The sequence below is a fragment of the Pseudomonas sp. LBUM1662 genome (assembly GCF_059695915.1).
In genome coordinates, this window is the sequence record NZ_CP166793.1 from 4,671,115 (window position 1) to 4,685,515 (window position 14,401).

Genomic DNA, 14,401 nt, shown 5'->3' on the forward strand with positions numbered 1-14,401 from the left:
GCACGTCGTCCCTATAAAACGAATGCAGGCCGGAAAAATTAGCGAATGAGAACAAGTATCAGAAAGGAGGTAGAACGCGAGGTGTCAGGGTGTCAAAGAACCCCTGTGGGAGCGGGCTTGCTCGCGAAGGCGATGTGTCAGCCACCATTGTTGTCGACTGATACACCGCCTTCGCGAGCAAGCCCGCTCCCACAGGGGATTGGGTGATGTTTGGGATTGCGTCAGGCGCTCGCGGCCATGGCGTGCCGGCGATGATGCACGTCGAGCTGATCCTTGATCACCCGCAACACCTTGGCCTCGTGTTCATGGATAAAGAAGTGCCCGCCCGCCAGCATGTCCACGGAAAAGCTGCCGTGGGTTTCCTTGCTCCAGCCGATCAACTGCTCGGTGGTGGCGCGGTCGGCCTTGCCGCCGAGTACGTGCACCGGGCACTTGAGCAACGGACGCTGTTGCGGCTCGAAACGCCCGCACAGCAGGAAGTCTGCGCGCAGGACCGGCAGCGTCAGGCTCATCAGCTCCTCGTTGGCCAGCACTTCTTCGCTGGTGCCATTGAGGGTGCGCAGTTGATCGATCAACTCGGCATCGGTCTTGGGCTCGGCGAAACCGCGATCGTAATCAGCCCGCAGGGTCGGCGCAGCCGTGCCGGAAGCGAACAGCGCCACCGGCTCCGGGCAGCCCAGCGAGCGAAACGCATGGGCCATTTCACAGGCCAGCAAGGCACCCAGGCTATGGCCGAACAACGCGTACGGCGCCTTGAGCGTGGCTTTTTGTTCCTGCGCAAGCTGCAACGCCAGGCGCCGCATGTCGGTGTGCAACGGCTCGCCATACCGCGCGCCTCGGCCCGGCAGTTCCACCGGCTGCAGCTTGAGCCACTCCGGCAGCTTGCGCCGCCAGCGGCTATAGACCATGGCGCTCGCGCCTGAATAGGGCAGGCACAGCAATGTCAGCTGGGTCACCGGGCTTACCTCGAAAAGTTGTCTACCAAGGGAACGGATGAGGTGGGGCGGGAATTAGTCTGGAGTCAAGCCTTGTACAAAACGCTTAGTTCGGCACACCTGCGGGCGCTTTAACAAGACAAGAAAAACGGTCTAATGAAAATTTGCAGAGGGCAAAAGCTTTGACTAAATTTCGATTCATACAGGTACACGTCTGAATTTCCCTACGTCGTCTGGTCAGCAGTAAAGGTCCGGTAGCGAAGACACCACGGAGTCTGGCTATGGACGAATTTCTTATCCTGGTTGACCGACAGGATCGTAAAAAAGGTATCGCCGAGAAGTTGCAAGCCCATCAACAGGGCCTCTTGCACCGCGCCTTTTCAATCCTCATTTTTGACAGCGACGGCCGCCTGCTGCTGCAACAGCGCGCGTTCGGCAAATACCATTCCCAAGGCTTGTGGAGCAATACCTGCTGCGGTCATCCCCGCCCGGGCGAACGGACCGCTGCCGCAGCGAAACGGCGCTTGTTTGAAGAAATGGGCATCACGTGTCCGTTGCGTAAAGTTTTTACCCTTCTCTACCGTGAGCCGGTTTCAAACCAGCTCATCGAGTACGAGTACGGCCACATATTCGTCGGGGTCACCGATTGCGAGCCCGTCGCCAATCCCGAAGAAGCCAATGACTGGCAATGGCAAACGCTGCCCGAGCTTGCGCAGCGTATTGCCGCCGCGCCCGAGACCTTCACTATCTGGTTTCGCAGGGTGCTCGAAATCATCGGACCTACCGGGCTAAACGCCTGGAAAGACCAAGCCCTAGCCGGCCAGCAAGCGGTTGCCGAGCGAAAAGGAGCACTGGCTCATGAATGACCGCTCGCGGACGGTTTCAACCACACCCTTGGCGGAAAAGGAGCCGTCTCCGGTTCTGTTTACGTTCGAAGCCTGGAAGCAAGAGGTTGTGCAGCGCATCCAGTCAGCACTGGAACACGCGTTGCCTGCCAGCGACAAGCACCCGGCGCGCCTGCATGAAGCAATGAGATACGCCGCGATGGGCGCTGGAAAACGCTTGCGTCCACTGCTGTGCCATGCCGCCGGTGAAGCCGCCGCGGCCTCACTCGAAGCGCTGGATGTGGTGGGCGCCGCGCTGGAATTGATTCATGTCAGCTCCCTCATACACGACGATCTCCCTGCCCTGGACAACGATTCCCTGAGGCGTGGCGTGGCCACGGTACACGTGCAATACGACGAAGCCACCGCGATTCTGGCGGGCGACGCCTTACTGGCCCGGGCGTTTGAAGTTTTGAGTCGGGCGCCGGTACCGGAAAACACAAAAGCCCGATTGATGGGCGAAGCGGCCACGGCGTGCGGCCCCAGTGGCATCGCTGGCGGCCAGATGATCGACATCTCCAGCATCGATACCGAAATCGACCTGGCGCAGCTGGAACAGATGCACCGGATGAAGACCGGCGCCCTGATCCAGGCCAGCGTGCGTATGGGCGCGCTGTGTGCAGAACATTCCGTGCTGAACCTCGACAGCCTGGACCGCTATTCGGCCGCCCTCGGCCTGGCGTTTCAGATTGTCGACGACATTCTCGATGCGACGTCGGACACGCAAACCCTGGGAAAAACCGCCGGCAAGGATGCCGCTGCCCATAAGCCGACCTATGTCTCGGTGCTCGGACTGGAGCGCTCCACAGAGCTTGCGCACCAACTGGGTGAGCAAGCACATGACGCATTGAAAACCCTGGCAGGCAGAACCGACCGCCTTCATGGACTGGCCGACCTGATCATCAAACGCCTGCGCTGAATGCACGAAGATTAAGATCTTTTCATGGTCTGCCCTGAACTCTCGCCAGCCCCCGCCAGTCAGCTAATTAAGCCCTCAACTCAAGGCGCCATCGCTGATGCAGATTTCTCTCGACCAACAAGTCGCCCTCATCACCGGTGCCAGCTCCGGCATCGGCGCAGGCGCTGCCAAGGCTTTGGCCGCCGCTGGGGCTGCGGTGGTGATCAACTACAATTCCCAGGCTGAACCCGCCGAAGCACTGGCCCGGCAGATCAATGCCGAAGGCGGTCGCGCCATCGCCATTGGCGCCGACGTTTCCAAAGAAGCAGACGTCGAACGGCTCTTCGCCCAAACCCTTGAAGCCTTCGGTTCGCTGGACATTCTCGTCGCCAACTCAGGCCTGCAAAAAGACGCCAACGCCGTGGACATGACCCTCGCCGACTGGAACCAGGTGATCGGCGTCAACCTCACCGGCCAGTTCCTCTGCGCCCGCGCCGCCCTGCGCATTTTCAACCGGCAAGGTGTTCGCGAAGGCGTGTCCCGGGCTGCCGGCAAGATCATTCATATGAGTTCGGTGCACCAGCGGATTCCCTGGGCGGGACATGTCAATTACGCCGCGTCCAAGGGTGGGGTCGACATGCTGATGCAAACCCTCGCCCAGGAAGTCAGCCACCAGCGCATCCGCATCAATGGCATCGCGCCGGGGGCGATTCGCACGGCGATCAATCGCGACGCCACCTCGGGCGACCACCTGCAGGACCTGCTCAAACTCATTCCTTATGGCCGGGTCGGTGAAGTCGAGGATGTCGCCAACGCGGTGGTCTTCCTCGCTTCCGATGCCTCCGACTACATCGTCGGCACCACCCTGTTCATCGACGGCGGCATGAGCCTCTATCCGGAGTTTCGCGGCAATGGCTGATCATCATCCCGAACGACAAAGCGCCATCGACGCCCACGGCATCATCGGCGACATGCGCAGCGCGGCACTGGTCAATGACAAGGGCAGCGTGGACTTTTTCTGCTGGCCGGAATTCGACAGCCCGTCGATCTTCTGCTCGCTGCTGGACACCCCCGAGGCCGGTATTTTCCAACTGTCGCCGGACTTGCCCGATGCCCGTCGTGAGCAGATTTACCTGCCTGACACCAACGTGCTGCAAACCCGCTGGCTCAGCGACCGCGCCGTGGTTGAAGTCACCGACCTGCTGCCGATCGGCGACAGCGAAGATGATTTTCCGGTGCTGATGCGCCGGGTTCGCGTGGTAAGCGGCCAGGCGACCTTTCACATGCGCTGCGCCGTGCGGCATGACTACGCGCGCGCCAAGACTCGCGCACGTCTGGATGAAAAAGACGTGGCGTTCGAGGCGGACGATCAGCCCTCTCTGCGCCTGTCTTCGGACCAGGTGTTGAGCCTGGATGGCAACGCGGCAGTGGCCGAATTCACCCTCAAACAAGACCAGAGCGCCGAATTCCTGCTCGGCGGCATCGACGATCCGCGTTTCAAGGAAGGCGCCGCCGGGTTGTGTCTGGAACGCACGCTGAAGTTCTGGCGCGACTGGAGCGGCCAGTCCAACTACCGCGGTCGCTGGCGGGAAATGGTCAACCGCTCGGCCCTCGCCTTGAAGCTGCTGACCTCGCGCAAACACGGCGCGATCCTCGCCGCGGCCACGTTCGGCCTGCCGGAAACGCCCGGCGGCGAACGCAACTGGGACTACCGCTACACCTGGATCCGCGACGCCTCGTTCACCGTCTACGCCTTCATGCGCCTGGGCTTCGTGCAGGAGGCCAACGATTACATGCGCTGGCTGCGCGGGCGGGTCAGCGATTGTCATGGCAAACCGATGAAACTCAATATCCTCTACGCCATCGACGGTCGCCAGAAATTGCCGGAAACCGAGCTCTCGCACCTGTCCGGTCACGGCGGCGCGACGCCGGTGCGCATCGGCAATCAGGCTTACGATCAGGTCCAGCTCGATATCTTCGGCGAGCTGATGGACGCGGTGTACCTGGTCAACAAATACGGGGACGCCATCTCCCATGAGGGCTGGAAACATGCGGTGGAAGTGGTGGATCAGGTCTGCGAAACCTGGCAGCAAAAGGACGTGGGTATCTGGGAGATGCGCGGCGAGCAGCATCACTTCCTGCACTCTCGGCTGATGTGCTGGGTCGCGCTGGACCGGGCCATTCGCCTCGCTTCCAAACGCTCCCTGCCCGCCCCGTTCGCCCGTTGGGACCAGACTCGCCAGGCGATCTACGCCGACATCTGGGACAACTTCTGGAACGAAGAGCGCGGGCATTTTGTGCAGCACATCGGCGGCACCGCACTGGACGGTTCGATGTTGCTGATGCCGCTGGTGCGCTTCGTCAGCGCCAAGGACCCGCGCTGGCTCTCGACCCTCGAAGCCATCCAGAAAACCCTGGTCCGTGACGGCATGGTTTACCGCTACCGCAACGAAGACAGCCAGATCGACGGCCTCGACGGCACCGAAGGCGCCTTTGCCGCGTGTTCGTTCTGGTACGTCGAATGCCTGGCCCGGGCAGGTCAGGTGGAAAAGGCGCATCTGGAATTTGAACAGTTGCTGAGGTATGCCAACCCGCTGGGGTTGTACGCCGAGGAGTTCGACAGCCATGCGCGGCATCTGGGCAACACGCCGCAAGCGCTGACGCATTTGGCGTTGATCAGCGCGGCGAGTTTTCTGGATCGCAAATTGAGTGGGGAGAAGAATTACTGGCAGCCTTGAGACCGCGTCGCCCCGATCGCGGGCAAGCCTCGCTCCTACAGGGTTTGTGTCGTTAGCAAATAATGTGTACGACACAAACCCTGTAGGAGCGAGGCTTGCCCGCGAAGAGGCCATCAGCCATACACAAGACTGACTGCCTGCCCGCAAAACCAGTGAAGCACCTGCAACCATTAAACAAACCTGCCCAATCACCCGAAACCGCTCATTCCAACCGCCCGAAAACGTTTGTTGCCAGCCGTTACATCCACCCCTAACATCCACGCTCAACGGGTGCAGCGGAGCTGCCCGATAAAACCCGAATTCAAGGAACCAGAATGAGCCAACGCATCCACCGCCCCATCGACTCCCCACTCCGTACAGGCCTGAACCGCGATGATTTGTGGGAAGCCCACGACAAGGGCCTGATCAAATGCTGGGAAATCGGCCGCCAACGCGCCGTCCGTTTCCCCGAACTCGCCCAACGCTGCCGTGCCGGCGAACTGCCGGTGCTGGGCTGGAAAGGTGGGGTCAGCCGAAGCCTGAAGAAACTCGAAAAATACGGATCGCTCAAATACCTCGCCCAGTGGCAGGGTTTGCGTGGAGAGGATCTGGATGTGGGTCTTGATGAAGAGCGGGCGCTGACCTGTTCGCGGACCAGGATGGCGGTGACGTTTACGCCGGACCGATCGAAATACTTCAACCAAGTGGCGGAAGTCGAGACCTGAGACGGCGGCGCCCTGGTCGATGTGCATCATTCGTTTCAAAAAACACCTCTGGAGTGTCCGATGAACAATGAAACGTTGATCCAATACGCCAAAACCCCGGTTTTGACGGTCGCCTACGAAGCACACGGCCCAACCACCGGCGACCCCGTCATCCTCCTTCACGGATTCCCCTACTCGCCTCGCGCCTTTGATGAAATCGCGCCAGCCCTCGCCGCCCAGGGCTACCGCGTCATCGTCCCGTACCTGCGTGGCTACGGTCCGACGCGTTTCAACAGCCCCGACACCCTGCGCTCGGGCCAGCAAGCCGCCCTCGCCCAAGACCTGTTGGACTTGATGGACGCGCTGGCCGTCCAAAAAGCGGCCCTCTGCGGCTACGACTGGGGCGGTCGCGCCGCGTGTATCGTGGCGGCGCTTTGGCCGGAGCGGGTTCGTTGCCTGGTGACGGGTGATGGCTACAACCTCCAGAACATTCCCGGCTCCACCCAGCCGCAGGCCCCGGAAACCGAGCATCGCCTCTGGTATCAGTATTACTTTCACACCCAGCGTGGGGTCGAAGGCCTGACGAAAAATCGCCGGGACTTGTGCCAATTGCTCTGGAAGCTGTGGTCACCGACCTGGACCCAAGGCCCCGAGCGCTACCCGCTGAGCGCGCCGGCCTTCGACAATCCGGACTTCGTCGAGGTGGTGATTCACTCGTATCGTCATCGGTTCATGTACACGTCAGGCGATCCGGCACTGGAATGGATGGAAGAAGCGCTGACCCACCAGCCGCCGATCAGCGTCCCGACGATTTCCCTGTGTGGGGCCGACGATGGCGTCGGACCGGCAGAGGAGATCGATGACGACATCGAGCATTTCACTGGCGTTTACGAGCGGCGAGTGCTGGCGGGCGTCGGTCATAACATCCCCGAAGAAGCGCCCGAAGCGACACTCAAGGCATTACTGGATCTGCTTCAGCGCTGACGGAAAACCGCTCGCGATAGGCTTGTGGCGTGACGCCCATGGCGCGCAGGAAACTGCGTCGCAGTGTCTCTTCACTGCCGAACCCGCACTGCACCGCCACCCGTTTGATCGGCAGACCGGTGTCACTGAGCAAGCGGCGTGCGGTCTCGACCCGAATCAATTCAATGGCCCGCGCCGGGGTCTGGCCGGTGTCGGCGCGGTAGTGGCGAACGAAGCTGCGTTCGCTCATGCCGGCCTGCAAGGCGAGGGTCGGAATACCCAGGTCCATGGTGAGATGTTCGCTAATCCAGGCATGAAGTTCGTCGAACCGGTTGCCTTCCTTTTGCAGGGACAAGGTCACGCTGAACTGCGATTGACCGCCCGGACGCTTGAGGAACACCACCAGTTGCCGGGCGACTTCCAGGGCCATCGTGCGGCCTAGATCCTCTTCGACCATCGCCAGCGAAAGGTCGATGCCAGCCGTGACGCCGGCCGAGGTCCAGACCGGGCCGTCGTTGATGAAGATCGGATTGGGTTCGACCTGCAACAGGGGATACTTTTGTGCCAACTGCTTGCAACGGGTCCAGTGAGTGACCACGCGCCGACCATCGAGCCAACCACTGGCCGCCAGTAAAAACGCCCCGGTGCACACCGATGACACCCGCCGACATGCCGTCGCATGCTCTCGCACCCACGCCACCAGCGACGGGTCTTCCGCCGCCGCGTAAACACCCCAGCCGCCGGCGATGATCAACGTGTCACTGCCTTGCTCGGGTAACGGCTCGGCCAGCAGCGCAAGCCCCGCCGACGACATCACCGCCCCGCCACCGCTGGCAATCACCGTCGGCGCGTAGGGCAGCGCCAAGCCTTGTTGACGGGCGATGTCGTTGGCCGAGGCGAACACCTGCAGCGGCCCGGTGACGTCGAGCAATTGCACGTTGGCGAACGCGAGCACATGAATGGTTTTCGGCATGTTGGCGTAATTCGTGGGGTGATTGGCGTATGCGCCAGATCCTACGAGCCTAGAGTGAAGCCGTCCACCCACTTCATGAGAAAAAAGCCATGACGTTGCAGATCGGTTTTCTGTTGTTTCCACAGGTTCAACAACTGGACCTCACTGGCCCCTACGACGTGCTGGCCTCGCTGCCGGACGTGAAGGTGCATCTGATCTGGAAGGACCTGGTGCCGGTTACCGCGAGTACCGGGCTGGTGCTGAAGCCGACCACGACCTTCGAGGATTGCCCGGCGCTGGATGTGATCTGCATTCCCGGGGGCAGCGGTGTCGGGCCGTTGATGGAGGATGAGCAGACATTGGCCTTCATCAAGGCTCAGGCGGCCAACGCGCGTTACGTGACGTCGGTGTGCACCGGAGCGCTCGTGCTCGGCGCGGCCGGTCTGCTGAAGGGCAAGCGCGCGACCACGCACTGGGCGTATCACGAACTGTTGGCGCCTTTGGGGGCGACTCCGGTGAAGGATCGCGTCGTGCGCGACGGCAATCTGCTGACCGGTGGCGGGATTACCGCCGGGATCGACTTTGCCCTGACCCTGGCCGCCGAGTTGTTCGATAAGGACACGGCCGAGCTGGTGCAGTTGCAACTGGAATACGCCCCGGCACCACCGTTCCAGTCCGGCAGCCCTGAAACAGCGCCGCCAAGCGTATTGGCAGAAGCTCATCGGCGTTCGGCGCAATCCCTGCAGCAAAGGGCGCAGATCACTGAGCGGGCGGCCGCCAGGCTGTAGGTGGACTTTTCGACAGGCGAAAAAAAACCCGCCTCAGCGGGTTTCTCAAGACCATTTTCGACATCCTGTCGGCAGCCGTCCTGGCCAATGGCCGATCATCCTTGACCCTGAGCACTCCCTGCGCTTCAGTTGATGGATCCAGAATAAGCGTATCGGCGAAGCATCAAAAGACGACATACCCGTCAGGTGGTGTAAGCCTTTGACCATAAAATCAAAATCCACACGGACCGTGTAGGAGCGAGGCTTGCCCGCGAAGAACGATAACGCGGTTCCACTGAATCCCCGAGGCGTCTTTTTCACGGGCAAGTCGGATCACCGCAGCGCTCGCTACTACAGTTTTCAGCAGACGAAAAAAAACCCGCCGAAGCGGGTTTTCCCAAGACCATATCGACTCCCTGTCGGCAGCGAATCCTTGCTAATGGTCGATCATCCGTGATCCTGGAGCACTTCCTGTGCTTCAGTTGATGAGGCTAGATTACGCATCGGATCCAATGTGTAAAAGACGACATAGCTACCATCGCGTGTAAGACATTCGCTATACCCGGCCTTCCGAAAACCCTTAGACGCCTCAGGCATCCAGCATGGAAGCCGCGAGTTCAGCGGCCTGCAGCTGACCTAGCGCGGCAACGCCATCGTTATCCTCGAGAAACCAGGCCGCCGACAAACCGGCAAACGCCAACACCCATTGCAACAGTCGCCGACGCTCAAGCCCCGCGGCTTCGGCCACTACACCGATTTGTCTTTGGAAGCGTTGCGGATCAGTCGCCGTCGGCAATTCAGGGTTACAGATCAGGTTGGCGTAATCGAAACCGCGCTCGCCGATCACCCGCTTGGGGTCGATGGCCAGCCAGCCTCGCGGGCCGAAATCCAGAACGTTGTCGTGGTGCATGTCACCGTGCAAAACCACCACGTCCTGCGGCTCCGCGAGAAGCGCTTCGGCGGTTTGCAGGCTGAGCACGTAAATGCCGCCCTGCTGCTCGGCGGCCAGGCGCAACGAAGCGAACCATGACGATAACGGGACCAGCGGCGGTGGCGATGAGGGGCGCGGAGCATGCAAACGAGCCAGCGCTGCACACAGGATCCGGCTGGCCTCGTCATCCTGGCCGTTGAGCGCCATGTGCATCAGCGATCGCTCGCCCTCGGCACGCTCAAGCACCAAGACCTCGCCGTGATGGGCGTAAACCCGCGCGGCGCCCTCGCCGTTCCACCAGGTCATCAGCAGATTGCCGAACTTTTCCTCGGCATCGAAGGCGATCTTCAACATCGCCGGCGAATTACCCATCCGTACCGGCAGCAAACGACTGCCGGGCGTGATGATCGGTTCGCCGTCCGGCACCAGTGCCCAGCGTTTCAGCCAAGGTTCAAACATGCAGCCTTACTCTGCCTGACGCTCGCGAGCCTTGGCGCTGGTTTTCAGAAACTCTTCGATATTGTTCATCTGCTCATCCCAGCCACGGCTGTCCATGCGGAACGCCTTGAGCCTGCGCGCTTGCGGGATGTGATCGAAACCGGACTCGGTGACCTTCAACAAGGTGCCTTCATCCATGTCTTCGAGCTCGAATTTCACCAGCGTGGTGGGCTCCTGGGAGTAATCGATATCGGGCTCAATCGCATACGGGTGCCAGCGAAACGAAAACACCCGCTCCGGCTCGACTCGCTCCACCAGCACATTCCACAGCAGGTGCTCATAACCAGGGTATGTAATCTGCCCTTGCGTCCATTCACCGGCGACAAAGCGCTTGCCCTCCAGCGCCACACCAAACCACTGCCCGAAGGCTTCGGCATTGGCCACCACACGCCAGACGTGCGAGCGCGGCACTCTGAGCAGGATTTTCCTTTCGATGCGATCTGATGCTGGGTTCATAAGTCACCTCCTGTACTGAACAGTAGGCCTGTAAGACCACAAGACCAACCCTAAAGTTGTATCAATGGGGAGTTGTAATCAAGGATGTCTGAAATATTCGGCTGCATTTGCAGTGGCAAGTTCTGGTTCGCAGACGAATGCATGGCAGAGCAAGTCCCATGGCTAAAAGGGTTGCACCTGACTTCGTTACTGGTTGACCACCCTCTTCGCTACACTGCATCCCGACTTTTACCCATCACAGCGAGAATCACTATGCACCCACGCTTCCTCCTGGCGCTGACCCCTTTGCTGTTCACCACCGTTGCCCACGCGGCCGACTGCGACAACGCCACCGACCAGGCCACGATGAACCAGTGTGCGGCGCAGCAGCACAAGGCGGCGGATAAGGAGTTGAATGCGCTTTACCAGCAGATCACCAACCGTTTGAAGAGCAACCCGGACAGCAAAAAACTGTTGTTGGGCGCGCAGCGTTCGTGGGTTGCGTTTCGGGATGCCGAGTGCAAGTTCTCGGCGTCCGCGGTGGAAGGCGGGAGTGTGTATCCGCTCATCTACAGCAACTGCGTGACGGAGTTGACCAAGGCGCGGGTGGAGACTTTCAAGAATTATCTGAAGTGTCAGGAAGGGGATATGAGTTGCCCGGTGCCGGGGGCTTGACGATTCGGTGCCTGTAAGGGCCTCTTCGCGGGCAAGCCTCGCTCCTACAGGTTCGGAGTGATCGCACCACTTGGTACGACGCTACCCTGTAGGAGCGAGGCTTGCCCGCGAAGGCGTCAGCTCAGACGCCGCAATTACCGGACAAATATCTGCGCAGTCGTGATCGCCATATCCCCACCTGGCAACTTGATGCTGCCAATCTGCTTCATGCTCTCCGGATCAAAAATCGCCACGTCGTTAAACGTCCCGGCCAGATAAATCTTGCTGCCATCCTTGTTGAAGGAAATGCAGTAGTAGGAATGATCCAGCGTCGCCGCCTGCAGCATTTTCTTCTCCTTGATGTCGTACTTGGCCAAGCGGTTGAGCACGCCAAACATCAGGTTCGGATCCTTCGGCGAGCGCATGCCGCTGAAGTAGATTTCCGTCAGCGGACCGAAGTCGGTGGTTTCGGTCTTGCCGGTTTTCAGGTCGATGCTGAACAGGCCATACAGGTATTCGGCCGTCGCCGGATCCTGTTTCTTGTCCTTGAATTTCGCAGCGGTGTAGAGCAGCGAGAAGTCATGGCGATAGGTCTGCTGATTCCACACATACAGCACGTCCGGCGCGCTGTAGTTTGCCCGTTTCCAGTGGCGGCTGGGGATCAGCACGTCGAACTTGCCGGTCTTCACATCGACCTTGTAGACATCCGCCCCCGCCACATACAGCGTACCGTCATCACCGCTCTGCATGATCGTCAGCTGCCGTGGCGCCGGGAAACTGCGCACGGGTTTGGCGTCCATTCCGGCGTCGGTGGCGTAGACATCCAGCCGAGGCTGTTGCACCTCGTAGCGGTCGTTGAGCATCAACGTCGGGTTGGCGATGGCGAACAGTTCCTTGCCGTCGTGGCTGAGGGTGAAGGCGAACATCGACTTGGCTTTTTCCCCCGGCTTCTGGGTGATGCTCGCGTGGAACACCTGCTTGCAGCTGTCGAGTTCGACGCCATAGACATCGGCGTAGTGATTGTTCAGCACGTAAGCGGTCTTGCGGTCCGGCGACAGCTGCACGGTGCCGGGGCCGAAAGCGTCCGGCATCTTGCAAGTCTTGAGCAGCGTGTCGGTCGCCAGGTCGATGACGTGCAGGTTGTTCGGGTAATTGGTGGTCACCATGTACTCGTGACCCGCTTGTAATGCAGTGTTTTCATCGGCCAGAACAGAGAGCGAACTGGCGCTCAGGACGGCGAACGCGGCCAGGCCGCAGGCTTTGACAGTAAGCATGCTGAAATCCTTCTGAGGTCCGATCACTTGTCTTTCGGGAAGACAGTGCCAAGGTTGCGCCAGTTGTCGTTGGACGCCTGGGCATCCTTGTTCCAGTCCGGGTAGGTGCTCATCATGTCGGGCACCTGGGCCGGCCACCAGCAAGGGTCGGAGCAGCCATACAGGTCGGCCTCCATTGGCTGGCACAGCGACGACACCCCGCCAAACGCATCGATTTCCCAACCCGGGTCGGTGGTCGAGGCGCAGCCCGCAACAGAGCTCATCGCCACCACTTCTTCGATACGGTTTTCGGCCGCAGCCTCATCGAGTTTCAACGCTTTATTATTGATTGCCTTGAGATGTTTCATATCAGTGAGCCTTGCGCGGAGTGATGTAGCTGCTGATAAACGCAGGGTTGTGGGCCATGATCCGGGTGTAGACCTCGATGCCGAAGTCGACCCAGTCACGCATCAGTTCGCAGTAGTGATAGGTCGGGTGGGTCGGGTCGCCGTAACGGGCGTAGCTCTCGTGGTAGCACCCGCCGGAGCAGAGATTACGGATCTGGCAGTCCTCGCAACCGGTGTTGGTGCGGTCCAGGCGCTGGGACAGGAAGTCATTCAATTCCACCTGTTTCACACCGCTGTGGACGTTGCCGAAAGTCGGCAACGATGAACCGGTAAAGCGGTGGCACAGGTTCAGCTCACCCTTGTGATCCACCGCCAGCATCTTCAGGCCCGCGCCGCACGGCAGGGCTTTTTTGTGGCCTTCGTGGATGTCGGTGATCAGTTGGTGCAGGTTGGAGAAACCGATGTTGCGGTGTTCCAGCGCCGCTTCCAGGTAACGCCGACCCAGTCTCTTCATGCTGGCGAAGACTTCGATCAGTTCGTCGCTGGACAGGTTGAAGGTGCTGATGTCGCCGGAGGTCACCGGAGCAAAACCGACTTCGGCAAAACCCAGTTCGTTGAACAGGTGATCCCAGATGGTTTCCACATCGGTCACGCCGGTGGTCAACGTGACTCGCGCGCCGACCGGACGGCTGTTGTAGCGCGACAGCAGCATTTCGGCCTTGCGCCGCACCACGTCGTAAGTGCCCTGCCCGCCCACGGTGATGCGGTTGCGGTCGTGCACGGTTTTTGGCCCGTCGATACTCACCGAGAGCCCGAAACGGTGGGCGTTCAGGTAGTCCACGGTCTCTTCGGTGAGCAGCGTGGCGTTGGTGGTCATGACGAACTCGACGAACTTGCCGGCCTCGCGGAAACGCTTCTCGCAATAGTCGACCATGTACTCGATCAGCTTGCGATTGCTCAACGGTTCGCCACCAAAGAACACCACAGTGAAACGCTCTTCATCCGGTGATTCACGCAGCAGCATTTCCACCGATGCAATCGCCGTTTCGACGTCCATTTTCTTGCCGGCCGAAGGCTTGTCGAGGTCTTCCTTGTAGCAGTAAGTGCAGCTCAGATTGCAGCCGGTGTTGACGTTGAGCACCACGGTATTGATCGCGGTGCGCTCGACCCGTTTGGTGCCGATGTCCGGGGTCAGCGGCGAGCCGTCGCTGACCAGTTCCAGGGACATCAACTCGCGCAGGGTCTCGGTGATTTCTTCGCCGTTGAAACGCGAAGCCAAACGCTGGATCAGGTCCTCCGACGAACAGCCGGGACCGCGTAAGGTATCGATGATGGTGCCCGTCAGCTCATCGCTGGCGAACAGCGAACTGCTAGGGATGTGAAACAGCATGCGGTCGGCATCGACGTGCACTTCGTGCAGGTTCCGCTCAACCAGATTCAAAATAGCGCCCATTGCAACCTCC

At 60.3% G+C, this 14,401-nt stretch carries 15 protein-coding genes; 8 read left to right on the top strand and 7 right to left on the bottom strand.

Translation table 11 applies throughout. From position 1 onward, the window contains the following. Positions 1 to 221: 221 nt before the first annotated feature. Positions 222 to 956: a thioesterase II family protein gene (locus ACA049_RS21060; RefSeq protein ID WP_497329531.1), complete on the bottom strand. Its 735-nt coding sequence runs from the start codon at positions 954 to 956 to the stop codon at positions 222 to 224. 260 nt (positions 957 to 1,216) lie between these two features. On the opposite strand from ACA049_RS21060, the gene idi reads away from it, so the two are divergent. From idi to ACA049_RS21090, 6 genes are all read left to right on the top strand, one after another. Further along, the gene (idi, locus tag ACA049_RS21065; protein WP_497329533.1) at positions 1,217 to 1,801 is read left to right on the top strand and encodes an isopentenyl-diphosphate Delta-isomerase; all 585 of its coding nucleotides are present in this window, start codon (positions 1,217 to 1,219) and stop codon (positions 1,799 to 1,801) included. Next, positions 1,794 to 2,738, top strand: a complete 945-nt coding sequence (locus ACA049_RS21070; RefSeq protein WP_497329535.1) for a polyprenyl synthetase family protein — start codon at positions 1,794 to 1,796, stop codon at positions 2,736 to 2,738. Before idi ends, ACA049_RS21070 begins: the two co-directional genes overlap by 8 nt. A gap of 97 nt (positions 2,739 to 2,835) precedes the next feature. Beyond that, a complete protein-coding gene (locus tag ACA049_RS21075) occupies positions 2,836 to 3,636 on the top strand; it encodes a glucose 1-dehydrogenase (protein WP_497329537.1) in 801 nt (266 codons plus the stop codon). Beyond that, on the top strand, positions 3,629 to 5,455 hold the full coding sequence (locus ACA049_RS21080) for a glycoside hydrolase family 15 protein (protein ID WP_497329539.1): 1,827 nt from the start codon (positions 3,629 to 3,631) through the stop codon (positions 5,453 to 5,455). Before ACA049_RS21075 ends, ACA049_RS21080 begins: the two co-directional genes overlap by 8 nt. Positions 5,456 to 5,769: 314 nt before the next feature. Further along, positions 5,770 to 6,159 (top strand): hypothetical protein, encoded by a 390-nt coding sequence (locus tag ACA049_RS21085; RefSeq protein WP_497329541.1) that lies wholly within the window; start codon positions 5,770 to 5,772, stop codon positions 6,157 to 6,159. A 60-nt stretch (positions 6,160 to 6,219) separates the two neighbouring features. Then, entirely contained in the window at positions 6,220 to 7,122 is a 903-nt protein-coding gene (locus ACA049_RS21090) for an alpha/beta fold hydrolase (RefSeq protein WP_497329543.1), read from the top strand. Here ACA049_RS21090 and ACA049_RS21095 read toward each other — a convergent pair. Continuing rightward, on the bottom strand, positions 7,091 to 8,074 hold the full coding sequence (locus tag ACA049_RS21095; RefSeq protein WP_497329545.1) for a GlxA family transcriptional regulator: 984 nt from the start codon (positions 8,072 to 8,074) through the stop codon (positions 7,091 to 7,093). The genes ACA049_RS21090 and ACA049_RS21095 overlap by 32 nt on opposite strands. An 89-nt stretch (positions 8,075 to 8,163) precedes the next feature. Between ACA049_RS21095 and inhA the strand changes: the two genes are divergently transcribed. Continuing rightward, positions 8,164 to 8,841 carry an isonitrile hydratase gene (gene inhA / locus ACA049_RS21100; RefSeq protein ID WP_497329547.1) on the top strand — a complete coding sequence of 226 codons (678 nt, stop codon included), beginning with the start codon at positions 8,164 to 8,166 and terminating at the stop codon, positions 8,839 to 8,841. 568 nt (positions 8,842 to 9,409) lie between these two features. Here inhA and ACA049_RS21105 read toward each other — a convergent pair. Continuing rightward, on the bottom strand, positions 9,410 to 10,210 hold the full coding sequence (locus ACA049_RS21105) for an aminoglycoside phosphotransferase family protein (RefSeq protein WP_497329549.1): 801 nt from the start codon (positions 10,208 to 10,210) through the stop codon (positions 9,410 to 9,412). Positions 10,211 to 10,216: 6 nt separating this feature from the next. Then, on the bottom strand, positions 10,217 to 10,705 hold the full coding sequence (locus tag ACA049_RS21110) for an SRPBCC family protein (RefSeq protein WP_497329551.1): 489 nt from the start codon (positions 10,703 to 10,705) through the stop codon (positions 10,217 to 10,219). A gap of 252 nt (positions 10,706 to 10,957) precedes the next feature. On the opposite strand from ACA049_RS21110, the gene ACA049_RS21115 reads away from it, so the two are divergent. Continuing rightward, complete coding sequence (locus ACA049_RS21115) at positions 10,958 to 11,359, top strand: lysozyme inhibitor LprI family protein (RefSeq protein ID WP_497329553.1); 402 nt, start codon at positions 10,958 to 10,960, stop codon at positions 11,357 to 11,359. Positions 11,360 to 11,493: 134 nt separating this feature from the next. Here ACA049_RS21115 and peaD read toward each other — a convergent pair whose 3' ends face one another. From peaD to peaB, 3 genes are read right to left on the bottom strand one after another with little or no spacing between them, the layout of a single operon-like run. Further along, positions 11,494 to 12,612, bottom strand: coding sequence for a quinohemoprotein amine dehydrogenase subunit beta (gene peaD / locus ACA049_RS21120; RefSeq protein WP_497329555.1), 1,119 nt, complete (start codon positions 12,610 to 12,612; stop codon positions 11,494 to 11,496). A 23-nt stretch (positions 12,613 to 12,635) separates the two neighbouring features. Further along, on the bottom strand, positions 12,636 to 12,959 hold the full coding sequence (gene qhpC / locus ACA049_RS21125) for a quinohemoprotein amine dehydrogenase subunit gamma (protein WP_008027961.1): 324 nt from the start codon (positions 12,957 to 12,959) through the stop codon (positions 12,636 to 12,638). Position 12,960: 1 nt separating this feature from the next. Next, positions 12,961 to 14,391 carry a quinohemoprotein amine dehydrogenase maturation protein gene (gene peaB, locus ACA049_RS21130; protein ID WP_109633447.1) on the bottom strand — a complete coding sequence of 477 codons (1,431 nt, stop codon included), beginning with the start codon at positions 14,389 to 14,391 and terminating at the stop codon, positions 12,961 to 12,963. Positions 14,392 to 14,401 lie beyond the last annotated feature (10 nt).